Annotated in this window: 20 protein-coding genes; 15 read left to right on the top strand and 5 right to left on the bottom strand. The window is 61.3% G+C overall.

The window, feature by feature from the left end:
• Positions 1–37: 37 nt before the first annotated feature.
• Both LDN04_RS16060 and LDN04_RS16055 read left to right on the top strand, forming a co-directional pair.
• Positions 38–2,554 (top strand): SPFH domain-containing protein, encoded by a 2,517-nt coding sequence (locus tag LDN04_RS16060; protein WP_223912979.1) that lies wholly within the window; start codon positions 38–40, stop codon positions 2,552–2,554.
• A 24-nt stretch (positions 2,555–2,578) separates the two neighbouring features.
• The gene (locus LDN04_RS16055) at positions 2,579–3,313 is read left to right on the top strand and encodes a hypothetical protein (protein ID WP_223912975.1); all 735 of its coding nucleotides are present in this window, start codon (positions 2,579–2,581) and stop codon (positions 3,311–3,313) included.
• 29 nt (positions 3,314–3,342) lie between these two features.
• On the opposite strand, the gene LDN04_RS16050 is transcribed toward LDN04_RS16055, so the two are convergent.
• Positions 3,343–4,827 (bottom strand): DUF4153 domain-containing protein, encoded by a 1,485-nt coding sequence (locus LDN04_RS16050; protein WP_223912973.1) that lies wholly within the window; start codon positions 4,825–4,827, stop codon positions 3,343–3,345.
• A gap of 191 nt (positions 4,828–5,018) precedes the next feature.
• Between LDN04_RS16050 and LDN04_RS16045 the strand changes: the two genes are divergently transcribed.
• The 6 genes from LDN04_RS16045 (at position 5,019) to msrA (ending at position 10,631) form a co-directional block, all read left to right on the top strand.
• A complete protein-coding gene (locus LDN04_RS16045; protein WP_223912970.1) occupies positions 5,019–5,726 on the top strand; it encodes a response regulator transcription factor in 708 nt (235 codons plus the stop codon).
• A gap of 9 nt (positions 5,727–5,735) precedes the next feature.
• Entirely contained in the window at positions 5,736–7,361 is a 1,626-nt protein-coding gene (locus LDN04_RS16040) for a sensor histidine kinase KdpD (RefSeq protein ID WP_223912966.1), read from the top strand.
• A 43-nt stretch (positions 7,362–7,404) separates the two neighbouring features.
• Positions 7,405–8,190: a pentapeptide repeat-containing protein gene (locus LDN04_RS16035; RefSeq protein ID WP_223912963.1), complete on the top strand. Its 786-nt coding sequence runs from the start codon at positions 7,405–7,407 to the stop codon at positions 8,188–8,190.
• 22 nt (positions 8,191–8,212) lie between these two features.
• Positions 8,213–8,722, top strand: coding sequence for an arsinothricin resistance N-acetyltransferase ArsN1 family B (locus LDN04_RS16030; RefSeq protein WP_223912961.1), 510 nt, complete (start codon positions 8,213–8,215; stop codon positions 8,720–8,722).
• A 79-nt stretch (positions 8,723–8,801) separates the two neighbouring features.
• Complete coding sequence (gene hpnI / locus LDN04_RS16025) at positions 8,802–9,947, top strand: bacteriohopanetetrol glucosamine biosynthesis glycosyltransferase HpnI (RefSeq protein ID WP_223913404.1); 1,146 nt, start codon at positions 8,802–8,804, stop codon at positions 9,945–9,947.
• 63 nt (positions 9,948–10,010) lie between these two features.
• Positions 10,011–10,631, top strand: a complete 621-nt coding sequence (gene msrA / locus LDN04_RS16020; protein WP_374045178.1) for a peptide-methionine (S)-S-oxide reductase MsrA — start codon at positions 10,011–10,013, stop codon at positions 10,629–10,631.
• Positions 10,632–10,934: 303 nt separating this feature from the next.
• Here msrA and LDN04_RS16015 read toward each other — a convergent pair whose 3' ends face one another.
• Genes LDN04_RS16015 through LDN04_RS16005 form a run of 3 tightly spaced genes read right to left on the bottom strand, consistent with a single transcriptional unit; the run spans position 10,935 to position 12,918 of the window.
• Complete coding sequence (locus LDN04_RS16015; RefSeq protein WP_223912955.1) at positions 10,935–11,711, bottom strand: DUF1499 domain-containing protein; 777 nt, start codon at positions 11,709–11,711, stop codon at positions 10,935–10,937.
• Positions 11,712–11,762: 51 nt separating this feature from the next.
• The gene (locus LDN04_RS16010) at positions 11,763–12,614 is read right to left on the bottom strand and encodes an A/G-specific adenine glycosylase (RefSeq protein WP_223912952.1); all 852 of its coding nucleotides are present in this window, start codon (positions 12,612–12,614) and stop codon (positions 11,763–11,765) included.
• Positions 12,604–12,918, bottom strand: coding sequence for a Smr/MutS family protein (locus LDN04_RS16005; protein WP_223912949.1), 315 nt, complete (start codon positions 12,916–12,918; stop codon positions 12,604–12,606). Before LDN04_RS16005 ends, LDN04_RS16010 begins: the two co-directional genes overlap by 11 nt.
• A gap of 329 nt (positions 12,919–13,247) precedes the next feature.
• Here LDN04_RS16005 and LDN04_RS16000 point away from each other — a divergent pair, with 329 nt between their 5' ends.
• A complete protein-coding gene (locus tag LDN04_RS16000) occupies positions 13,248–15,212 on the top strand; it encodes a monovalent cation:proton antiporter family protein (RefSeq protein WP_223912947.1) in 1,965 nt (654 codons plus the stop codon).
• 45 nt (positions 15,213–15,257) lie between these two features.
• Here LDN04_RS16000 and LDN04_RS15995 read toward each other — a convergent pair whose 3' ends face one another.
• Complete coding sequence (locus LDN04_RS15995; protein ID WP_223912944.1) at positions 15,258–15,500, bottom strand: hypothetical protein; 243 nt, start codon at positions 15,498–15,500, stop codon at positions 15,258–15,260.
• A 139-nt stretch (positions 15,501–15,639) separates the two neighbouring features.
• On the opposite strand from LDN04_RS15995, the gene LDN04_RS15990 reads away from it, so the two are divergent.
• From LDN04_RS15990 to rplM, 6 genes are all read left to right on the top strand, one after another.
• A complete protein-coding gene (locus LDN04_RS15990) occupies positions 15,640–17,262 on the top strand; it encodes an NADP-dependent glyceraldehyde-3-phosphate dehydrogenase (RefSeq protein ID WP_223912942.1) in 1,623 nt (540 codons plus the stop codon).
• 116 nt (positions 17,263–17,378) lie between these two features.
• Positions 17,379–18,467 (top strand): 3-isopropylmalate dehydrogenase, encoded by a 1,089-nt coding sequence (gene leuB, locus LDN04_RS15985; RefSeq protein WP_223912938.1) that lies wholly within the window; start codon positions 17,379–17,381, stop codon positions 18,465–18,467.
• Between the two features lie 86 nt (positions 18,468–18,553).
• Positions 18,554–19,654, top strand: a complete 1,101-nt coding sequence (asd, locus tag LDN04_RS15980) for an aspartate-semialdehyde dehydrogenase (protein WP_223912936.1) — start codon at positions 18,554–18,556, stop codon at positions 19,652–19,654.
• A 218-nt stretch (positions 19,655–19,872) separates the two neighbouring features.
• A complete protein-coding gene (locus LDN04_RS15975) occupies positions 19,873–20,892 on the top strand; it encodes an aspartate-semialdehyde dehydrogenase (RefSeq protein WP_223912933.1) in 1,020 nt (339 codons plus the stop codon).
• 10 nt (positions 20,893–20,902) lie between these two features.
• The gene (gene truA, locus LDN04_RS15970; protein ID WP_223912930.1) at positions 20,903–21,637 is read left to right on the top strand and encodes a tRNA pseudouridine(38-40) synthase TruA; all 735 of its coding nucleotides are present in this window, start codon (positions 20,903–20,905) and stop codon (positions 21,635–21,637) included.
• A 92-nt stretch (positions 21,638–21,729) separates the two neighbouring features.
• Positions 21,730–22,158, top strand: coding sequence for a 50S ribosomal protein L13 (gene rplM / locus LDN04_RS15965; protein WP_223912927.1), 429 nt, complete (start codon positions 21,730–21,732; stop codon positions 22,156–22,158).
• The last annotated feature ends 20 nt before the right edge of the window (positions 22,159–22,178 follow it).

Genomic DNA, 22,178 nt, shown 5'->3' with positions numbered 1-22,178 from the left:
TCATGTTAATTTCTATGGCACCACGAAAGGAGAGGGCATGGTTCTCGATTTTGTAGTCAAGCATTGGGGGTATTTCGCCCTGCTGGTTCCCGCAGCCGTCCTGCTGTATGCATCCGTTGTCATTGTGGGGGGGAACGAGATTGCCCTGATCGAGCGCCGGTGGTTCGGCAGCAAGATGCCCCAGGGGCGGGTCGTGGCGCTGGGGAACGAAGTCGGTATCCAGGCCCGGACGCTGGGCCCCGGCCTGCACTTCCTGATCCCGTTCATCTACAAGGCGACCAAGAGCGTTTTTACCGAGATACTGGAAAACGAGATCGGCCTCATCGAGTCGGTGGATGGCTCGTCCATCCCGGCCGGGAGGATCTTTGCCGCGGTGGTGGCCGGCCACAATTCCTTCCAGGACGGCGAGGCGTTCATCAAGAACGGCGGCCAGAAGGGGCCGCAGATCGAGGTGCTCCCTCCGGGCAAGTACCGGATCAACCCCTACCTGTTCAAGCTGACCAAGGGGGAAGTTACCGAGATCAAGGATTTCGAGATCGGCATCGTGGAGTCGGTGGACGGCGCCGCCATCCCGGAAGGGAAGATCTTCGCCCAGGCGGTGGAGGGGCATTCATCTTTCCAGAACGGTGAAGCCTTCATCGGGAACGGCGGCCAGAAGGGACCGCAGATCGAGATCATCCCGCCGGGGAACTACCGCATCAATCCCTACCTGTTCAAGGTGACCAAGAGCTCGGCCACCAAGATCAGCGAAGGGGAGATCGGCATGGTCGAATCCGCCGACGGTTCGGCCATCCCGGCCGGGCGCATTTTTGCCAATGTGGTACCGGGGCACAACTCCTTCCAGTCCGGCCAGGATTTCATCAAGAACGGCGGGCAGAAGGGGCCGCAGACGGAGATCCTGCCGCCGGGTGTCTACCGTATCCATCCGAACCTGTTCAAGATCACCAAGGCCGCGGCCGTGGTGATCGCCAAGGGGGAGGTGGGAATGGTCACCGCCCAGGACGGCGCCCCCATCCCCATGGGGCGGCTCCTGGCGCAGAGCGTGCCGGGGCACTCCAATTACGAGAACGGTGAGTCGTTCCTGAAAAACGGCGGGCAGAAGGGGCCGCAGATCGACGTGCTGCTCCCCGGCACCTACCGGATCAACCTGAACCTGTTCCAGATCCAGATCGCCCCCGCGGTGGTCGTCGAGGCCAACAAGATCGGGCTGGTGACCGCCCTGGACGGCATCCCGCTGCCGGAACGGGAATACGTGGCCAGTCCCGTCACCGGTCATAACGATTACCAGGACGGCTCCGCCTTCCTGACCAAGCAGGGACAGCGCGGTCCGCAGCTGGACGTGCTCCGGCCGGGAACCTATTACATCAACCCGTTCATGTTCAGCGTGGAAACCGATGATGTTGCCGTCGTCGAGCGGGGACAGGTCGGGGTCATCGTGTCGAACGTCGGCGAGGACCCGACGGAGGAGATGAAGAAACGCCTGGGATCGTCCCAGAACGGGGCTTCCATAGAAGAGGGAAAAGAGAAGTACGTGGTGCCCAAAGGCTACCGCGGCATCCAGGAAGAAGTGGCCGGTCCGGGGCGCTATTACCTCAACCGGCGGGCCTTCATGGCCTATATCATCGACACCACCAACATCACCATCGACTGGGACGACCAGGAGGACACCCGCTTCGACCAGTTGACGGTCATCTCCAAGGACGGTTTCCCGATCCAGGTCGCGGTCAAGGTGGTCATCCGCGTCCGGCCGGACCAGGCACCCTACATGGTGGCCAAAGTCGGCTCCATCGACAACCTGATCCAGCACGTCATCCATCCGATGATCGACTCGTCGTTCCGGAACCAGGCCTCCACCGCCTCGGCGATGAACTTTCTCCAGAGCCGCTCGGAAGAGCAGACCAAGGCCGAAACCCGTGCCCGCATCGACCTGGAGAAATATCACGTGGAGTGCGTGTCGGTCCTGATCTGCCAGATCAAGCTCCCCGAAGACCTGATGCAGACCCAGACCAAGCGGATCATCGCCGAGCAGCAGCAGGAGATGTACAAGATGGAGCAGAAGTCCCAGGCGGAACGGACCGAGATGGAGAAGATGCGCGCCACCGCCGACCAGCAGCCGACCCTGGTGGCCTCGGAAATCGCCGTGAAGGTGGCGACCCAGAAGAAGACCGAGATGATCACCCTTGCCGAAGGTTCGGCGGAGGCTAAGGCGCTTGAGGGTACCGGCGAAGGGAAGCGGCTGAAGGCCATCGGCGACGGCGAGGCATCCAAGATCGCCGCCATCGGTGAAGCGACCGCCCAGGCCTACAACAAGCAGCAGGAGGCGATCGGCGAAGAGGCCATCAAGCAGATCAAGATCGTGGAACTTATAGCGGCTGCCATCCAGAACGGCAGCATCAAGATCGTCCCGGATGTGTTGGTCACGGGTGGTGGCAATGCTGCCGACGGGCTGATGGGGACGTTGGCGAAGCTCCTCCCCGGGATCGACATTCCCGCACTCCTGAACAAGCCGGCCCCCGCGGTACCGGCGACGCATCCGGAAGCGGTGCGGTCATAATCCTGTAGTTAGGAGACTCACTAGATGAAGTTACTCTTGGCAACATTGTCGTTGCTTCTGCTCGGCACTAGCCCGGTCATGGCGGCTGAAATTACCGAATCTGACGCCGGTACGTTTGTCCTGCTGGACAAGGACAAAAAGGCAACCGACCTGTTCTATCGCCTGAGCAAGACGGACGGTAAATGGGTGATGGAAGGCAAGGAACCGCGTGGCACATGGAAAAACATCAGCTGCGACAGCGGCTGTGAGTACACGACTACGACCCAGGCCGAACTTGAAACGTACTTTCCCGAGGACTGGCGGGAACATGCCGATATCGCCTGCATTCAAAATGCTGCGCAGGCCTTTTGCCGATACAGCCCCAAAGACGACCCCAAAAAGGCCGACTACGTCGTCATCGCGCGCGTGACCGACAAACCGGTTCCCATGTTTATCAGGCGGGTAACCGCGCCGGCCGGTACTAAACAGGCCTGCGCCAAGCTCTCGAAAAATGCGGCCTACGAGAAAGCGCTCTCCTGGATAAAAGAAAACAACAGGTGGGGTGCCGAAGCGGGAATCGTGAGAGGTTTCAAGAAGGAATTGGACTCGGCACTCGGCAAACGCAAGGCGGTATGGGAAATAGGCTGGGGCCTGACCAAATCGGGAAACGCCTATAAGCTTGAGTGGGCAAAAGACAAGTTGGTTATCACGCCATACCTGCCTGACAAGGCGGCACTCCTCGGTTTCAGGGAGATGCAGCAGAAGTTTAGCGCCGAGTGAGAGAGGACCTGACCTTGACGAGATGAGGGTCATGGCGTACTCACCATCCTCATCAGTTCTATCTGGCGTCTCCTGATCTCCTTCATCGCCCGGCCGGCCCCCCAGTTCCAGCCGCGCCAGTCTGCAGACTGCCTTTCCGGGAGAGACGCGAGCAGTTTCTGCGACAGGTAGCTACGGGTCGGCTGTTTAGCTCGGGGGAGTGCACCGATGAGCCCAGGGAGCGCGTCGTCGCTGAGTGTGGCCAGGTAGCAGATGTCCACATCTTTTCCGCTGGAAGCCCGGCCGGTGTTTATCAGGACGATCAGCCCGTCGGGATTGATGATGTTGAGCATCGCAAGGAGCGCGAGACCGGCAGCCACCGCTCCGAAGGCAAACCGTTCCCGCTTGCCGCGCAGCACGGTCAGAAGGAACCAGACGAAGAGCAGGGCGAGCCACCCCATGAAGACCGTCGTATAGAGGCGCAGTTCCGTCAGACCATACATGTCTTGATACAGGAACATGCGGTGGAGGGCTGATGTCATGACAACGAAAAGCATGGCCACCAGCAGGCCGGACAAGATGCCGAAGGTCCGGTTGTCTCGGGCGGATTCGATGCGGAACAGCCAGTGCATGGAGAGGAGCAGAGGAAGCACGAGGAGCGTCACGGCGACCAGTTCGAAAAAGCCGCGCCGGGCGTAGTCTGCGATGGACAATGCGTGCGAGCTTGCCGCCACGTCGGCGCCACCGAAAAAATAGCCGAATTGCGCGGCGATGAATCCTGAAAAGAGCAGATTGAGCGTGATGAGCACCACGCCGGCTTCGATGACGCCGAGGGACAGGAATGAGGGACGCTCGGGCAAGGGGTCGGGGATGTCGTTCGCCAGCAGGATCCGGTACAGGATTCCGCAGCCGATTGCACCGCAGAGTGTGATCCAGCCAAGATGGAGAAAGAGGCTGGGGAAATCCCAGGTTAAGAGCTCCCTGACGAGTTGTTCGAAGGAGGCATCCGCGTCGGTCAGCAGTTTCCCGAACAGGAGCAGCAAGGGGATGGCGATGAGAATCCCCCGGCCAACCGCCATGGTTTTGCCCTTGGGGAACCCCTTGGTCAGGGACAGCCGGCTGCACACCCCGTTCATTCCGGCGGCGAATCCGGGAATCGCCCGGAGCAGGGCACCCAAGAGCCCGATTGAATATTCCAGCACTCCGCCGAAGACAAGCCGTCCGCTTTGACTGCGGAGTGCGGCCAGCGCGAACGCCACGCAGATTGCCGTGACGTTCAGGAGCTTGAGGGTGTTGGAATCGCGCCAGGCGATTGCGGCGGAGAATAAGACGACCGGCAGGGAGAGCCAGAAGGTTTCAGGTGCGACACGTATCCCCTGCCAGCGGATCAGGACAGCCGCTGCACCGAGAAATGCCCCGGTCCAGAGCATGACGTTGATCCCCCATGGCGCGGTTCTCAGGAGAAGGTCGCCGAGTATACCCAGGATGAGGCCGGCTCCGGCAATGCCCAGTATTCGCTGTTCCGTTGTTCCCATGCAGATTTCTCCGTAGCCATATATTTGGCAGAAGCGGCCATGGCGTGGATAAAGGTATAGCGGAACCATGTGACGCTGTTGCGGCGGGAAGAAGGAATAGTGATGAAATTTTGGTGCAGAAATGGTGCAAGGCAATCCGTTGCCCCGGGGGAGACTCACTCACGGCACGATGAACGCATGAAGGGAAAGGTATGGCGCAGGAACAGTTGATCCTTGTCGTGGACGACGACCCGCATATTCTCGAAGTAGTCAGGTTTGCCCTGGAGAAGGGGGGCTTTCGCACGGCCGAAGCCGGCGATGGTCGGGAAGCCCTGACGCGGTTTCATGAACTCAAGCCCGATCTGATCATCCTCGACGTCATGATGAAGGAGATGGACGGCACCGATGTCTGCCGGTCCATCCGGGCCATTTCCTCCGTGCCGATAGTATTCCTATCGTCCAAGGACGATGAGATCGACCGCATCATCGGATTGGAACTGGGGGGAGACGATTATGTGAGCAAACCGTTCAGCCCTCGCGAACTGGTGGCGCGGGTACGGGCAGTCCTGAGGCGCTGGGCCGCAGCAGCGGTGTCATCCGTTGCATCGCCTCAGCCGGCAGGGACGGTCACGTACGGCCGGCTTGTCATCGATACCGACCGGTTTCAGGCCTTCTGGGGCGAATGCCAGGTGGTGCTGACCGTGACCGAGTTCGGCATCCTCCGGACGCTCCTCGGTTATCCCGGGAAAGTCTTCACGCGCGATGAACTGATCGCCGGCGCATACAGTAATGATACGTATATCACCGACCGCACCATCGACAGCCATGTGCGGCGGATACGGCGCAAGTTCAATGATGCGGGCGGCGATCCCGTCGAGACCGTCCACGGTGTCGGTTACAAGCTCGGCCCGTGCCGATAGAGAGCCATTATGCGCTGGAAACCCCGTCTGCGGACGGTCCTCCTCATAATCAACCTGGTCATCCTGCTCCTGCCCCTGGGGGGGATTGGCGCTCTGCGGCTCTATGAGAGCGAACTGGTCCGCCGTACCGAATCGGAGTTGATTGCCCAGGGAACCCTGGTCGGCGCGGCATATCGCGAGGAACTTATCCGCCAGCTCTCTCCCGGGGATGGTGTCCGCTCCCCAAAGGGGGGGGCCGGCAGCCGGGAGTACGGCCTCCCCGTAACGGCTCGACCTGTGACGGATGACGGCCCGGCGCAAAAATACCACCCGACCCTGGCGAGACTCAACTTAGCGGGGGAGACCATCAGGCCGCCGGCACCTCCCCCCCTGCCACCGGCGACCCCTCCCGATCCCCTGGCCGTCCAGGCTGGCAAAGGGATCGCCCCACTCCTCCTCGCCACGAAGGATGTCACCCTTGTCGGCATCCGCGTGGTGGATTTCAACGGCAAGGTGGTTGCCAGTACCAGTGAGGAAATGGGGCTTTCGCTGCTGAACCGGGAAGAGACCTCCCGTGCCCTCACCGGCGAATATGTCAGCCTCCTGCGCCAGCGTCTTTCCGACAAGGCGGTCCCTCCCGTCTCCTCCATCAGCCGCGGGAAAACGGTGCGCGTCTTCGTCGGTATGCCGATCATTCACGAGGGGCGGGTAGTGGGGGCGACGATTCTCTCCAGAACCCCGCTCGACATCCGCAAGGCCCTCTTCATGGTGCAAAAGCAGGTCGGTATCGCCATGGCAGTGCTCGTCTCCGTCGTTGTCCTTCTTACGCTCTTCACATCCATAACCATCAATCGACCGCTCACGGCACTTATCCGCCAGGCGGAACGGATCGTGCGTGGGGAGAAAGGAGCTGCCGCTCCTCTGGAAAATCCTGGTACCCATGAGATAGAGCTGCTCTCCCAGGCAGTTTCCACGATGGCGAAAACCCTCGAAGAGCGGGCCGACTATATCCGCACCTTTGCCGCCAACGTGTCCCACGAGTTCAAGACCCCGCTGACCTCCATCAGGGGCACCGTGGAACTTCTCCAGGACCACCTGGTGGAGATGAGTCCGGCCGAACGGAGCCGCTTTCTCCAGATCATTGCCGACGACACCGAGCGCCTCGACCGGCTGGTGCGAAGGCTCCTCGACCTGGCTCGGGCGGACACGCTCACGTCGGGCGATGAGCAAACAGCGCTCACCGACGTGCTGGACACACTGGCAGATCGCTTTGCCAAGGCGGGCGTCAGGGTTTCAATCGACTACCGGTCGGCGGTAACCAGGGTCCATATGGGCCGGGAAACCGTTGAATCGATCATCTCGAACCTGCTCGACAATGCCCGCCAACACGGGGGGGACGGAGTGGAGGTGACCATTGCTGTCGCGGAAGCGGACGCCGGCAGGATGCTGGAGCTGCTGGTTCGGGACAGTGGTCCCGGCATTTCCGACGGAAACCGGGAACGGATATTCCGTCCCTTTTTCACCACCGCCCGCGACCGGGGCGGGAGCGGTCTGGGGCTCTCCATCGTGCAGTCGCTCGTAACCGCCCACGGCGGCACGATCAGCCTTGAACCGAGCGAACCGGGTGCCTGCTTCCGCATTCGGCTGCCGGTTTGAGTAATTGCATCAACTCAGTCAGTTCCAAAAGGGGGATACCACCATGAACAAAGTGATCGCTGCGGTCGTCTATTGCGCATTGAGTGCGGCCCTGACCGGTTATGCCTTTGACCCGGTGTTGGTGGAGCGGGCAAAAGCCGGTGCCTTGAAGGAGTGCGAAGAGTGCGATTTCACGAATGCCGCCCTGAAAGGGGTCGATTTCAGGGGGGTCAAGCTGGATGGGTCGAAGTTCACGGGCGCCGACCTCGCCGGGGCCAGGATCGAGGATTGCGGCGAGTGCGACATGACCGGGGCAATCCTGACGGCCGCCGTTATGGAACAGGCGAGCCTTGATGAAATAGTTTTCGACAGGGCCGATCTGGCCGCGGCAAAGTGCAGCGGCGCCTATATCCACCATGCACGCCTGGCGGGAGCGAACCTGTCCAACGCCGACATGAGGAAAACTGACATATCCAAGGGGAATTTCGCGGGTGCCAATCTGACCGGGGCGAACTTCGCCGCGGCGAAGCTGAAATACGCGAAACTGAAGGATGCCGTCCTGACCGGCGTGAATTTTTCCTATGCGGACCTGACCGGTGTGGATTTCAGTGCCACGAATCTCGAAGGGGTCAATTTCCGGGGCGCACTGCTCGACGGTGTCCAGCTGACCGGAGCGAAACTGAACAAGGCGGACTTCAGTGGCGCGGATTTGCGCGGCGCAACCCTTGGCGGCAAGATAACGGTATACGAGCCGCCAAAAGGGCTGGTGGAAATCGACGCGCCGGTGAAATGCAGCGAGCTGCAGCAGGCGGGGGCCGTCGTCGATGCCACGACGAAATGCGGGAAGTAGTGTGCGGACGGGAGGAAAACCATTGATACGTAATGCAACGATCGAAGATGCAGGGGCGCTTTGCGACATATACAACCATTACGTTCTGAACACGACGATCACCTTCGAGGAAAAGCCCGTTTCCCTCGACGAGATGCGGGGCCGTATCGCGGAAGTGACGGCTTCTTTGCCGTGGTATGTGTGGGAGGAAGACGGAAATGTCATCGGGTACGCCTATGCGAGCAGATGGAAGAGCCGCAGCGCCTATCGGTTTTCGGTGGAAAGCAGTGTGTATCTCCATGCCAACTGTATCGGCAAGGGGATAGGGCGACAGCTGTATGAATCCCTGCTGTCCGGGCTGCGCAGCCGCTCCATCCATGGAGTCATTGCCGGGATCAGCCTGCCGAACGAGGGGAGTGTGGCTCTGCATGAACGCATGGGATTCGTCAAGGTTGCACATTTCAGGGAGGTCGGCTGGAAGTTCGGCCAGTGGCTCGACGTGGGGTATTGGGAACTTCTCCTCCCGAATCCCTCCATTCCCTGCTGCAAATAACTTTACACGGGCATCGCCCCTGTCGTAGTATCCCCCTTCAGAACCGATCCGGCCTGAAAATCAATCCTTGGGACCTGCCGTGCTCCGCTTCATTCTCCCATTTCTCATCATTCTTCCCCCCCTGGCCTACGCCCTCATCGCGCTCTGGTGCGGTCGGGCGTACTTCGGCCGGAGCCGGGAGGCTGCCGACCATGCCCCGCCGGTCACCATCCTGAAGCCGGTGAAGGGGATGGACGCCGACAGCCTGGAGAATTTCGCCTCCTTCTGCCGCCAGGATTACCCCTGCTACCAGATCGTCTTCGCCTGCGCCTCCGCGAGCGATCCGGTGATCCCGGTGATCCGGGAACTGATGGCGACCTATCCTTCCCACGACATCGAACTCGTTATCAACGACCGCATCTACGGCCCCAACTACAAGGTCTGCAACCTGATGAACGCCTTTCCGAAGGCGAAGCACGACCTCATCATCGTCTGCGACAGCGACATCCGGGTGGGGGAGCGCTACCTGCGGGAGGTCTGTGCCCCCTTTGCCGATCCCGCCGTCGGCCTCGTCACCTCCCTCTACCGCACCTCCCGCTTCGAGGGGGGAGCCTGTGCCATCGAGGCGATGGGGTTCACCGCCGAGATGGTCCCCAACGTCATGGTCGCCCTCCGACTGGAAGGGTTATCCTTCGCCCTTGGCGCCTCCATGGCGGTACGACGGGAGGCACTGGAGTCCATCGGCGGGTTCGGGGCGCTGGTCGATTACCTGGCGGACGACTACCAGCTGGGTAACAAGGTGCACCGTGCCGGCTGGCGGCTGGCACTTTCGGATTACTGCGTGGAGAGCGTCATGCACCGGGAGAGCCTGGCAAACATCCTGTCCCGGCAGCTCCGCTGGGCCCGGACCATGCGGGTCTCCCGACCCGGTGGCTACTTCGCCTCCGGCATCACCCAGCCGTTCCCGGCGGCCTGCCTTGCCCTCCTCATCGCCGGCTTCGCTCCTGCCGGCCTTGCCGCCGCCGGGTTCCTCTACCTGGTCCGCTGCTCCGTGGCGACCATGTACAGCCGTTCCTTCCTCCGGGATAGCATCCTTCCCCGCTGGCTCTGGCTCTTGCCGGTCCGGGACGGGCTCGCCTTTGCCACCTGGGGGCTCGCCTTCCTGGGAAACCGGGTCCGCTGGCGCGGCCACCTCTACCGTCTCCTCCCCGGCGGCCGGATGGAGGAAATGGTCCCCCCTGCTTGATAATGTGAGCATCCGGGCTATCCTTCTCACAGCAGGAAGTCTTGCGGGGGAGGGTAGATGTCTATGAAACGCAACGTTGCGCGGCACATCGTCGCCAGCCTCGTCCTGGCGCTGTTCACCATCGTCGGACCGGCAACCGCCGCGGCGCCGAAGCAGGAGACGGCGACCTTCGCGGGGGGCTGTTTCTGGTGCATGGAACACCCCTTCGACGAGCTTCCCGGGGTGATTTCGGTCACCTCCGGCTACACCGGCGGCCAGAAGAAGAACCCCACCTACGAGGAGGTCTCCGCCGGCGGGACCGGTCACGCCGAATCGGTGCAGGTGGTGTACGATCCGGCCCGGGTATCCTACGAGAAACTCCTGGACGTCTACTGGCACAACATCGACCCGACCGTCAAGGACCGCCAGTTCTGCGACGTGGGGCACCAGTACCGGAGCGCCATCTTCTACCACAGCGCCGAGCAGCGTCGTCTGGCGCTTGCCTCAAAAGCGGCGTTGGAGAAGAGCAAGCCGTTTCGAGAGCCGATCGTCACGGAGATCACCGCCGCCAGTACGTTCTATCCCGCCGAGGAGTACCACCAGCACTACTACAGGAAGAATCCGCTCCGCTACAAGTACTACCGCGGGGGGTGCGGCCGGGACCGGCGGCTGACGGAGCTGTGGGGGAGTGCCGCGGGGCATTGAGTTTCGTGGGGAGATCGATGGAAAAGGGGGGAAACGGTTTGTCACCGTCTCCCCCCTTTTTACGTGTTAATGAATTCGCCTGCTCTGGACATCCGTCGCGGTCTCCTCCGTTGCGGTCGGCCCTTCGCTGCGGACCCTGACCGATGGCAGCCGGAAGGTCATGCAGTGGCGAGTCCGGCATGGCTCTTTTATGGAGAATTCAGGCGGGTGTCCGCTCGCCGCTCAGGCTTTCCCTCCACTCCAGAGGCCGCGACGGAAGTCCGGAAATGTGTGAATAACCATTTGTGAATCAAACGCAGCCTCTCAGTTGCGTCCCTCCAGTTTCTTCAAAAAGCCCCGTATGCGCCGGGCATTGGTCCCCACGTCGCTGATGCCGACCCGGGAGACGGAGCGGACATCAACCAGGGAGCGGTTGCCGGCGGGGGTGATCCGGACGACGATGTCGTCGGTGAAGCCGAACCAGAAGGTGGAGTCTGTCGCTTCGATCCTCCCTTCTGCGGGAATGGCGGCGACGACCCGCCATCCCAGCTTGTTCGCCCCATCGAGAGCCAGGGCGAAGGCCTGATCGTTCGGTACGTTGAGGACGAGGGTCTTCACATCGGGATAGGCTGCCAGTTGCTTGGCGGCAATTTCGGGGCCGCCGTACTCGGCCGGATTGGGGGCGTTCGCGCGGAGGGGGAGGATGGCGACGAAGCGGGGCGGGTTGACGATGTCCGTGGTGATGTCGTGGATACGCGGCATTTTTTTGGCAGTCGATTGCCAGGAGAAGGGGAGGGCAAAGACGGTAATCCCTATGGCGAGGGCGATGAGGGAGAGGACGAAGCCGGGAAGGAACTTCCCCTTGAATGCGACAATCACTGCCACCAGGGCCAGCATGGTGCTGAGCAAACCGCCGTAGGCGCCGTATTTCAGGATGGCAAAGCCGGTGCGGAAGTGCCAGAAACCGAGGCGGGTACCGAAACCGGCCGCCACCAGACTCATGGCGGCAATCAGGGCCAGCGCCACCGCTGCGATGGGGAGAATCCTCCCGTAGTGTCGTGCCGTCGGCCATTCGTCGGATTGGGCGGGTTGCCTCTCCATATGCGTGCCTCCTTCTGCGGTGGTTTCCGTTGAGGTTCTCTTTCCTCCAGTTTACCCTATGAAATGGCATCCGTCCCGTTCGACGATGAATCCTTCCCTGGCCAGTTGTACCAGGTTCTTTTCCACTGCCGCTGGTTCCACCCCGAGCATCGCGGCCAGTTCGGCGGCGGTGCACGCCGGGACGGCCAACACCTGTTTAAGAATGCGGCTCCTCAGTTCCCTGTTCGATCCCTTGAAGGGAGACTGGCGGACGTGGTGGGCGCTTCGGCGCCCCGGGTTGGGATGGGCCTTTTTCAGCATGACGCCGTAATCCATGAGGGCATAGTACCAGTCGCGGGGGTTGTCCCGGTCGAGAACCTGCTCCACCAGGGGGAGGATTTCCCGGTCGTGGACGCCGTGCCGGTCGTGGCAGAACTGGTGGATGAAGACGGTCCTGATGTTGGTTTCGATGAAGACCGTCGGCTGGCGGAAGGCGAAGGCGGCGATGGCCCGGGCGGTGTAGGGACCGATTCCCGGCAGTGTTTCCAGCGTGGCAATCTCGGCGGGGAGGCGGCCGTCGTGCTCCGCCATAACTGTCTGGGCGCAGCGGTGCAGGGCGATGGCGCGCCGGTTGTAGCCGAGACCCTGCCAGGCGGTGAGCACTGCCGGCAGTGGCGCCGCCGCCAGGGTGGCGAGGTCGGGGAAGGTTGCAAGGAACGCGACGTATTTCTCCCTGACCCGGTCCACCTGGGTCTGCTGGAGCATGATTTCGGAAACGAGGATGGGGTAGGGATCGGTGGTGTCCCGCCAGGGGAGGGGTCGCGGGTTGGCCCGGTAGTGGTCGTAGATGAGGCCGCGGAGTGCCGCGACCTGGTCCGGTGTCAGCTGGATTGACGTGGCGCGCCGTTTCGGTTCAGCTGCCATGGGATTCCTCACCGTCGAGTGGTCGGAGTTCCACCAGGGTGGCCCCCCAGCCACCTTCCTCCGAACCGGCCAGCCGGAAGGCGGCCACCTCCGGCAGCTTTCCCAGGATGGCGTGCACCGTCCGACGCAGGTTGCCGATCCCCTTGCCATGGACGATGCGCACTGAGAGTATTCCCCGCCGGCGGCATTCGTCGAGGTAGGCGGGGATCAGTTCCTTCATCTCCGCCGGCCGGAAGGTATGGAGATCGAGCGCCCCGTCGATGGGAAGTTGTACGGTGATTTCATCCGATGCGTTGTCATCCATAATGCGGGCAGTCTATACCATCTTCATGCAGGCTGTCCAACATTGCGGTGGTAAAAAGCGGTTTCACGCAACGAACGCGACGACGCGACGTAAATCAAACGGTTATCAGTTTGAACCCCCCACCAGATCGGTTGGATTACGAATGTGAATTTCGTTGCGTTCGTTGCGTCGTCGCGTGAGTAAAAGCCGTTTGCCGGTTGCAATACGCAAGCAGAGTCAAAAAGGTCAGGAGCCGTTGTCCCCGGGTTCACACGGCTTGACATCGGGAGCCCCCCTGTCTATGCTTTTCAGGTTCCGTTCTCACTCCTGTCGATTTCTGCGAGGTTTCAATGGATGTATTGCTCGACCTGGTCATCCTGTTCGGCCTGGCGATCGTCACGGTGGTCTTTTTCCGCTGGTTTTCCTTCCCGTCGGTAATAGGTTTCCTGGTAACCGGCATCCTGGCCGGCCCCTCCGCCCTCGGTCTCATCCGGGATACCCATCAGGTGGAGCAGTTGGCCGAGGTCGGCGTCATACTCCTCCTCTTCACCATCGGTATCGAATTTTCACTCAAGGAACTGGCCCGGATCAAGCAACTGGTGATCTGGGGGGGCGGTCTCCAGGTCGGACTCACCATCCTTGCGGTGACCGGGATTGCCGTTCTCTTCCGGATGCCGGTCCGCGAAGCGATTTTTGCCGGCTTCCTGGTGGCGTTGTCCAGTACGGCCATCCTCCTCAAGCTCTTCGTCGATGCGGGGGAGATGGATACCCCTCACGGCAAGACCATCCTCGGGATACTGATATTCCAGGACCTCTGCATTGTGCCGCTCATGCTCCTGACCCCCGCCCTGGCCGGCAGCGGCACGGGCATGACGGGAATACTCGTGGTCTGTTCCAAGGCCGCCGCGGTGGTGGTCGCCGCCCACTTCGGCGCCCGCTTCCTGGTGCCGTGGATACTGCGACAGGTGGTGACGACCCGCAGCCGCGATCTCTTCATTCTGACCATCATCTTCATCGGTTTCGGCACCGCCTGGCTCACATCCCTGGCCGGCCTGTCGCTTGCCCTCGGAGCATTCATCGCCGGGCTGGCCATCTCGGAGTCCGAATACAGTCAGCAGGCCCTCGGCGACATTATGCCGTTTCGCGAAGCCTTTATGAGCCTCTTCTTCATTTCGGTCGGGATGCTTTTGGACCCGGAGATTCTGGTCAAGAATTTGCCCCTCGTGCTGGGGCTCGTCGCTCTGATCATGCTGGTCAAGGCACTTTTTGCCGGCGGGGCGGTACTGGCCCTGGGGCTTCCCCTGCGGATCGCCGTGGTGTCGGGGCTTGCCCTTGCCCAGATCGGCGAATTTTCTTTTCTTCTTGCCCAGGCAGGTGTTAAGCACGGTATCCTCTCCGGTACTACCTACCAGCTCTTTCTGGCGGCATCCGTGGCGACTATGGCGCTGACGCCGCTCTGCCTCAAGATTTCCGTGCCGGTGGCAGACTGGATGGATAACATCATCCCCCACCGATGGAACCGCGGGAGGGGAAAACTGGCGGGGAGCGAACGGCCGCTGTCCCTGTCCGATCACGTGATCATCGTCGGTTTCGGCATGAACGGGCGCAACCTGTCGCGTGTGCTGCGCAACCTGAAGATCCGGCATGCGGTGATCGATACGAACCCGTTTACGGTGAGCAGCGAGCGCCGCAAGGGAACGAAGATCGTCTTCGGCGATGCGACCCGGCCGGAGGTGCTGGAACATACCCGCGTGGAACAGGCCCGAATCCTGGTGATCGCCATCTCCGACGCCGCCGCGAGCCGACGGGTGGCGTCCCTGGCGCGACTGCTCAACCCGGCCATCCACATCATCGTCCGGACCAGGTATCTAGCCGAGATGGAACCGCTCTACAAGCTTGGCGCCAACGAAGTCATCCCGGAAGAGTTCGAAACCGCCATAGAGATACTTACCCGCGTGCTGCGCCGCTTCATGATTCCCCACGACGAAATAGAGGGATATGTCTCCGAAGTGCGGAAGGATTCCTATGAGATGTTCCGCTCCCTCAGTCGGCGGCATAGCCACGCCGTCGGCATTGCCGGCTTCCTGGCCGGTGCCGAGATCGCCACCTTCCGGTTGAGACCGGGGTCGAAGCTGGCCGGGACGAGCCTCCGGGACGGGGTGTTGCGGACACAATCCGGAGCTTCCCTCCTCATGATCAAACGGGGGGAGGAGATCGTGCCAAATCCTGACCCGATCTGGCATTTTCAGGAGGGGGATATCGTGCTTCTCCTGGGGACTCCCGAGCAACTGGTCGCCGCGGCGAAGCTTTTCTGAACTATTCTGCGGGGGATGGCAATGGAATTTGGGGGAGGGAAGGGGTTACTGTTTTGTCCTGTTCCAGCGGGCGATGGCGTAATTGAGGAGTTGGGCGGCGAAGGCGTCGGCGAGGGTAACGTACTCCCGGTAACTGAGGTAGCGCTGGTGGTGACAGCTGGTGCAGTCGAGGGGCCGGCTCAGGAGGAAGTCGCGTTCGGGTATCTGGATGACGCCGCCGCATGCATCGCATTCGGCGATGACGGTGGGGATTTCTTCTTCGGCGATGGTGTGAAATTCAAGATGCATGGGGACCGTTTAATTGACGCTAAAATATTTTAGCCAGAGTAACATGGATGTCCGGTCTGCGTAAACAAAAAAAATTCTTTTGTTTTGCGTAGTTTGCCATACGGGCGGGGGCACGAAACAGGTCAACAGGGAGGCGAGTATGGAACATGCCAGTCATGATGGGTTTTTCCCGACGGTAGCGGATATTCCGGAGCGATACAGGCTGAGTGAGCCGCTGGAGCAGACGGACTACCTGATCGATGGCCGGATGCGCCAGTGGGGAGGCCCGTTCCAGGAGGTCCGGTCGCCGGTCTGTGTCCGGACGGCCTCGGGGCGTGAGCGGCAGCTGGTTGGCCGGTTTCCGCTCCTCACCCCCGAAGAGTCGCTGACCGCCCTGGATGCGGCGGCCCGGGCCTACGACTGCGGGCGGGGCGCATGGCCGACCCTGTCGGTGGCGGGGCGGATTGCCTGCGTTCAGGAGTTTGCCCGGCGGATGAAGGGGGTGCGGGACGAGGTGGTGCGCCTCCTCATGTGGGAGATCGGCAAGACCCTCAAGGATGCGGAGAAGGAGTTCGACCGGACCATCGACTACATCACGGATACCATCGATGCCCTCAAGGAGCTGGACCGGGTCTCTTCCCGGTTCACCATCGCCCAGGGTATCGTCGGCCAGGTCCGCCGTGCACCGCTGGGGGTGGCGCTCTGCATGGGGCCCTACAACTATCCGCTGAACGAGACCTTCACCACCCTGATCCCGGCCCTCATCATGGGAAACACTACCGTCCTCAAGCCCCCCCGCCATGGCGTGCTGCTGTTCCAGCCGCTCCTGGATGCCTTCCGGGAGGCGTTTCCCCCTGGCGTGGTGAACACGGTCTACGGTGCCGGCCGGACCGTGACCCCGCCGCTCATGGCCGACGGCCGGGTTGACGTGCTCGCCTTCATCGGCACGAGCACCGCTGCCGATGCGCTGCAGAAGGCCCACCCCAAGCCGCACCGCCTCAGGCTCGTGCTCGGGCTGGAGGCGAAAAACCCCGCCATCGTCCTTCCCGATGCGGACCTGGACCTGGCGGTGGCGGAGTGCATCGCCGGCAGCTTGTCCTTCAACGGCCAGCGCTGCACCGCCCTGAAGATCACCTTTGTCCATGCCGACGTCGCCGACGAGTTCGTTGCCCGTCTGGCCGCAGCCGTCGATGAGCTTGCGGGCGGGATGCCGTGGGAGCCGGGGATGATGGTGACCCCCCTGCCGGAGCCTGACAAACCGGCTTACCTGACCGGCATTGTGGCCGACGCCGTCGAAAGGGGTGCCAGGGTAATCAACGAAGGGGGAGGCAAGGTGCAGGAGAGTTTCTTTTCTCCTGTTGTTGTCTATCCCGTTGACGAGCGGATGCGCCTCTACCGGGAGGAGCAGTTCGGTCCGGTCATACCGGTGGTTCCCTTCGACGACCTGGAAACCCCGATTCGCTACATTGTCGAATCCGACTACGGCCAGCAGGTGAGCCTGTTCGGGCGGGACGCGGAGCAGCTGGCCCGCCTCATCGACCCCCTGGTCAACCAGGTTTGCCGGGTCAACCTGAACAGCCAGTGCCAGCGCGGCCCCGATATCTTCCCTTTTACCGGCCGGAAGGATTCCGCTGTGGGGACCCTTTCCGTTTCCGATGCCCTGCGCTCTTTTTCCATCCGGACCATGGTGGCGGCCAAGGATAGTGAAACGAACAAGGCCCTCATTGACCGGATCGTCCGGGAGCGGCGTTCGAACTTCCTTGCCACCGATTTCATTCTGTGAGGTGCGAACTGGTCCCGCAACCCGGCTGACGGCTTTTTTTGTTGACAAGGTGTTGCCCCCCCAAATAAAATCACGGGATTATCCATTCAATTAACATGGTTGGGGGGCTCACGGAGATGGCAAAAGTTTTCAAGGTGGCGGTTCTGCCGGGTGACGGCATCGGGCCGGAGGTGATGGCCGAGGCGCTCAAGGTGCTGGACGCCGTAGAGAAGAAGTACGACGTAACGTTCGAGCGATCCCATGCCAATGTGGGGGGCGCGGGAATCGACAACGAGGGGAAGGCGCTCCCCGAAACCACCGTGAACACCTGCAGGGCATCCGACGCAATCCTGTTCGGCTCGGTAGGCGGCCCGAAATGGGAAACCCTCCCTCCCGACGAGCAGCCGGAGCGGGGTGCGTTGTTGCCACTGCGCAAAATATTCGGCCTTTATGCGAACCTGCGGCCGGCCATCATCTTTCCCTCCCTTACTGGCGCTTCGTCCCTCAAGGAAGAGGTGATCGCCGGGGGCTTCAATGTCCTCGTCATCCGCGAGCTGACGGGGGGGATCTACTTCTCCCAGCCGAAGGGGATCGAAGGCCAGGGGCGCGAGCGGATCGGCATAGACACCATGAAGTACTCCGTCCCGGAGATCGAGCGGATCACCCATGTCGCCTTCCAGGCGGCCCGCAAACGGGGGAAAAAGGTCTGCTCCATCGACAAGGCCAACGTCCTCTCCTCTTCGGTGCTCTGGCGTGAAGTGGTGACCGGCATTGCGAAAGAGTACCCGGACGTGGAGCTGTCCCACATGTACGTGGACAACGCCGCCATGCAGCTGGTGCGCTGGCCCAAGCAGTTCGACGTTATCCTCTGCGAGAACATGTTCGGCGACATCCTCTCCGACGAGGCGGCCATGCTGACCGGTTCCCTCGGGATGCTCCCCTCCGCTTCCCTGGCCGAAGGAACTTTTGGCATGTACGAACCCTCCGGTGGCTCGGCTCCCGACATCGCCGGTCAGGGGATCGCCAACCCCATCGCCCAGATCCTCTCCATGGGCATGATGCTGAAATTCTCCTTCGGCATGGTCGATGCGGCTGACGCCATCGACAACGCCGTGGCGAAAGTGCTCGACCAGGGATATAGGACCCGGGATATCTACCAGAGCAAGCCGGGCGAGAAGCTGGTGAACACCAAAGAGATGGGAGCTGCGATCATCGCGGCCCTGTAATAGGTCTCATAGGTCCTATGGGTCCCATGAAACCTGTGAGTGGCTTAAATTCTAAAGTGACTACTTCCAATAAAAAGGAAAAGACTATGAAAGTCGGAATTGTCGGATGGCGCGGTATGGTTGGTTCGGTCCTCATGCAGCGGATGCAGGAGGAGAATGATTTTGCCCTCGGCTTCGAGCCGGTGTTCTTCACGACGTCGCAGGCCGGACAGCCCGCACCTATGAATGCCGGGACCCTCAAGAGCGCCGATGATATTGCGGAGCTGAAAAAGCTCGACATCATCATCACCTGCCAGGGTGGCGACTACACCAAGGCGGTGCACCCGGAGTTGCGCAAGCAGGGGTGGAACGGCTACTGGATCGATGCCGCCTCGACGCTCCGGATGGAGGACAACGCGGTCATCATCCTCGATCCCGTGAATCGCAACGTGATCGACAAGGCTCTGGCCAATGGCCAGAAGGACTTCATCGGCGGCAACTGCACCGTCAGTCTCATGCTGATGGCTCTCGGCGGGCTGTTTCGCGCCAATCTGGTGGAGTGGCTCTCCACCATGACCTACCAGGCTGCTTCCGGTGCCGGCGCCCCCAATATGCGCGAACTTCTCTCCCAGATGGGGGTTCTCCAGGGGACCGTTGCCGAGGAGTTGAAGGATCCCGGCTCCGCCATCCTCGAAATCGACAAAAAGGTTACCGCCGCCTTGCGTGACGGTTCCATGCCGACCAAGGAGTTCGGTTTCCCGCTGGCGGGGAGCGTGCTCCCCTGGATCGACCGGGAGGTGGAGGACGGCCAGAGCCGGGAGGAGTGGAAGGGGTTCGCCGAGACCAACAAGATCCTCGGGACCTATACTCCGATTCCGGTGGACGGCATCTGCGTCCGGGTCGGGGCCATGCGCTGCCACAGCCAGGCGATGACTATCAAGCTGAACAAGGACGTACCCCTTGCCGACATCGAGCAGTTGATTGCCAATGACAACCAGTGGGTCAAGTTTGTTCCCAACACCAAGGCGGATTCCCTGGCGCAGCTGACGCCTGCGGCGGTCTCCGGACTCCTGACGGTCCCCATCGGCCGGGTACGCAAGATGAAGATGGGACCCCACTATGTCCAGGCCTTCACTTGCGGGGATCAGCTCCTGTGGGGGGCGGCGGAGCCGTTGAGGAGGATGCTCCGCATCCTCATGGAGAAGTAGCGGAGAGAACGCGCCTTTTCCGCTATATCTGCGTAAGTCGGCGGAATGGTTTGTGCGCCGTAGCGCTGTTTATGCCCGATGTTTGGGTACTACGGCTCCGCACCATTCCTTGACAGCCTTGATCTAGCGAAAAAATCGCGCTCTCTGGGTTTATTTGTTAAAGCGCCCCGTGGACGGGGCGCTTTTCTTTTCTACTGACACGAAATGGAGAATGGCTGATGAGCAAGTTATGGAATGTCGCAGTCGTCGGTGCCACCGGTGCCGTTGGCGCCCAGATGATTGAATGTCTTGAGGAACGCAGCTTCCCGGTCGGGAAAATCAGATACCTGGCAAGTTCGCGGAGCGCCGGGGAACTCCTGGAATTCAGGGGGAAACCGGTGGTGGTGGAGGAGTTGACCCACGATTCCTTCGAGGGGATCGACATTGCCCTCTTTTCCGCCGGCGGCGACCGCTCCCGGGAGTTCTGCCCCTCGGCGGCCCGGGCGGGGGCGGTTTGCATCGATAACTCCAGCGCCTGGCGAATGGATCCGGACGTACCGCTGGTGGTGCCGGAGGTGAACCCCCAGGCGATCGCCCGGTACACAAACAAAGGGATTATCGCCAACCCCAACTGCTCCACCATCCAGATGGTGGTGGCTCTGAAGCCGCTCCACGATTATGCCACCATAAAACGGATCGTGGTATCCACCTACCAGGCGGTCTCCGGCACCGGGAAGAAGGCGATCGAGGAGCTGCGCGACCAGATCAGGGCCATGTTGCAGGGGAAACCGGCCGAGTGCACCGTCTATCCCCACCGGATCGCCTTCAACTGTCTCCCCCAGATCGATTCTTTCCTGGAGAACGGCTATACCGGCGAAGAGATGAAGATGGCCAACGAGACCCGCAAGATCATGGAGGCCGAGATCGGGGTGACTGCTACCGCGGTGCGGGTGCCGGTCTTCTATGGCCACTCCGAGTCGGTTAATATCGAAACCGGCAAGAAGATCACTGTCGACAAGGCCCGGGAACTGCTGAAGAGCGCTGCCGGTGTGGAACTGGTGGACGATCCGGCCACCAGGGTCTACCCGATGCCGATCGACGCCGCAGGCCAGGACCTGACCTTTGTGGGACGTATCCGCGAGGACGAGTCCATTGAGAACGGCCTCAATCTCTGGGTGGTGGCCGACAACATCCGCAAGGGCGCGGCGACCAACGCGGTGCAGATTGCGGAGATTTTGATCGAAAAATACCTGAAATAACGATTGCCCCATGCGAAACATCAAGCTGATAATCGAATATGACGGTACCAACTACGCCGGCTGGCAGTTACAGCCCAACGGGGTAACCATCCAGCAGGTACTGGAAGAGGCGCTGGCGACCCTGCTGCACGAGCCGGTCCGGCTCCACGGCTCGGGGCGCACCGATGCGGGTGTGCACGCTCGGGGGATGGTGGCCTGCTTCACAACTGAGAAGACCATCCCACTGCGGGCCTTCAGCGACGGCCTCAACACCCTCCTGCCGCAGGACGTCGTCGTGCGGCAGGCGACGGAGGTGACGACGGACTTCCATCCCCGGTATGCTGCCACGGGGAAGCTCTACCGTTATACCATCCATGCCGGTGGCCGCCGTTCGCCCCTTTCCCGCCTCTACTCCTGGCACCTGCGGGGTGAACTCGATCTGGATGTTATGCGCCGTGCGGCGGCATGCCTGGTAGGGGAGCATGATTTCGCCGCTCTGCGCGGGGCCGGGTGTGCCGCCAGAACCACCGTGCGACGGGTCGATGGAGTAGTTATCGAAAAACATGGTGAGCTGGTCACGATCGACGTACGGGGGAGCGGCTTTCTCAGGCACATGGTACGGAATATGGTCGGGACGCTGGTGGAAGTGGGACAGGGTCGCCGGGCAGCCGATTCCATTCCCGACCTGCTTGCCGCCGGCGAGCGGAGCAAGGCGGGGATCACCGCCCCCGCCTGTGGCCTCTGTCTGGTGGAAGTTTATTACTGATCGGGGACGTAAATTTTTCTTGACATGCCTAGGCGATTCCATTATGTTGAACGCTTCCTTGTGGAATATACGCAAAAATTGTGAGGGTTTCGATGAAGACGCAAGTGGCGAAAAAAGAGCAGGTGACCAGAGACTGGTACCTGGTTAATGTTGAAGAAAAGGTCCTTGGCCGTGTGGCGACCCAGATCGCCAACATCCTGCGGGGCAAGAACAAGGCGGTGTTTACGCCGAGCGTTGACACCGGTGATTTCGTCATCGTGGTGAATGCCGAGAAAATTGCCCTCACCGGCAACAAGATGGCGGACAAGGTCTACTACAGCCACTCCGGATTTCCCGGTGGCATCAAGGCCATCACCGCTGGAAAGCTGATTGACAAGAAGCCGGAGGAGCTGATCCGCAAGGCGGTGAAGGGAATGCTTCCCAAAAACAAGCTGGCCCGGCACATGCTGAGCAAGCTGAAGATCTATACCGGTTCCGAGCATCCGCACAAAGCCCAGCAGCCCAAGGCGCTTGATATTTAACAACGGTCTTTATTTCAGTT

It is taken from the genome of Geobacter sp. AOG1, from assembly GCF_019972315.1.
In the GTDB taxonomy this organism is placed as follows: Bacteria; Desulfobacterota; Desulfuromonadia; order Geobacterales; family Geobacteraceae; genus Geomobilimonas.
This window is presented reverse-complemented; position numbering and strand designations above follow the sequence as displayed.

Bases quoted from the DNA above. Each gene is read 5' to 3' on its own strand.
- LDN04_RS16060 (WP_223912979.1), top strand. From the start codon at position 38: ATGGTTCTCGATTTTGTAGTCAAGCATTGGGGGTATTTCGCCCTGCTG.
- LDN04_RS16055 (WP_223912975.1), top strand. From the start codon at position 2,579: ATGAAGTTACTCTTGGCAACATTGTCGTTGCTTCTGCTCGGCACTAGC.
- LDN04_RS16050 (WP_223912973.1), bottom strand. From the start codon at position 4,827: ATGGGAACAACGGAACAGCGAATACTGGGCATTGCCGGAGCCGGCCTC.
- LDN04_RS16045 (WP_223912970.1), top strand. From the start codon at position 5,019: ATGGCGCAGGAACAGTTGATCCTTGTCGTGGACGACGACCCGCATATT.
- LDN04_RS16040 (WP_223912966.1), top strand. From the start codon at position 5,736: ATGCGCTGGAAACCCCGTCTGCGGACGGTCCTCCTCATAATCAACCTG.
- LDN04_RS16035 (WP_223912963.1), top strand. From the start codon at position 7,405: ATGAACAAAGTGATCGCTGCGGTCGTCTATTGCGCATTGAGTGCGGCC.
- msrA (WP_374045178.1), top strand. From the start codon at position 10,011: ATGAAACGCAACGTTGCGCGGCACATCGTCGCCAGCCTCGTCCTGGCG.
- LDN04_RS16015 (WP_223912955.1), bottom strand. From the start codon at position 11,711: ATGGAGAGGCAACCCGCCCAATCCGACGAATGGCCGACGGCACGACAC.
- LDN04_RS16010 (WP_223912952.1), bottom strand. From the start codon at position 12,614: ATGGCAGCTGAACCGAAACGGCGCGCCACGTCAATCCAGCTGACACCG.
- LDN04_RS16005 (WP_223912949.1), bottom strand. From the start codon at position 12,918: ATGGATGACAACGCATCGGATGAAATCACCGTACAACTTCCCATCGAC.
- LDN04_RS16000 (WP_223912947.1), top strand. From the start codon at position 13,248: ATGGATGTATTGCTCGACCTGGTCATCCTGTTCGGCCTGGCGATCGTC.
- LDN04_RS15995 (WP_223912944.1), bottom strand. From the start codon at position 15,500: ATGCATCTTGAATTTCACACCATCGCCGAAGAAGAAATCCCCACCGTC.
- LDN04_RS15990 (WP_223912942.1), top strand. From the start codon at position 15,640: ATGGAACATGCCAGTCATGATGGGTTTTTCCCGACGGTAGCGGATATT.
- leuB (WP_223912938.1), top strand. From the start codon at position 17,379: ATGGCAAAAGTTTTCAAGGTGGCGGTTCTGCCGGGTGACGGCATCGGG.
- asd (WP_223912936.1), top strand. From the start codon at position 18,554: ATGAAAGTCGGAATTGTCGGATGGCGCGGTATGGTTGGTTCGGTCCTC.
- LDN04_RS15975 (WP_223912933.1), top strand. From the start codon at position 19,873: ATGAGCAAGTTATGGAATGTCGCAGTCGTCGGTGCCACCGGTGCCGTT.
- truA (WP_223912930.1), top strand. From the start codon at position 20,903: ATGCGAAACATCAAGCTGATAATCGAATATGACGGTACCAACTACGCC.
- rplM (WP_223912927.1), top strand. From the start codon at position 21,730: ATGAAGACGCAAGTGGCGAAAAAAGAGCAGGTGACCAGAGACTGGTAC.